The following is a 431-nucleotide window of genomic DNA, read 5'->3' as shown; positions in this document are numbered from 1 at the left end:
AACGTGATGTTTTATTGGTCGATATGTCTGAAAGTGATGTTGACTTACGTGAGTTTTGTGCTGAACAAATGTTAGAACCTATGGTCTTGCGTGGTGAGTATTTTTCTGAGCAATCTAGAGATGTTGGATTAGCTGAAGTCTCTATGAACCCTGATTCAGAATTACTGGGTAAATCGCTAAGAGACATAAAATTTAGAACACGCTATGGATTAAATGTCGTCGCGATAAGACGTGAAGGCAAGGCATTACCTGGTAAAATAGTTGATGAACCTTTGCGATTAGGGGATGTATTACTTGTCATTGGTGATTGGAAATTAATTCGTATTTTAACGACGAAACCACGTAACTTTATTGTCCTTAATCTTGCCGCCGAAATTGAAACTGTCGCACCAGCTTCATCGCAAGCGCCTCATGCTCTATTCTCATTAGCG

1 protein-coding gene is annotated in these 431 nt (G+C 39.7%); it reads left to right on the top strand.

Features of this window, described 5'->3' with window-relative positions; translation table 11 throughout:
* Nucleotides 1-431: cation:proton antiporter regulatory subunit (locus tag M983_RS16690; protein ID WP_210433262.1), on the top strand; the 431-nt coding region annotated here is incomplete at both ends.

It is taken from the genome of Proteus myxofaciens ATCC 19692, assembly GCF_001654855.1.
GTDB lineage: Bacteria > Pseudomonadota > Gammaproteobacteria > Enterobacterales > Enterobacteriaceae > Proteus > Proteus myxofaciens.
Note: the sequence above shows the minus strand (reverse complement) of the source record. Positions and strands in the feature narration are given on the sequence as shown.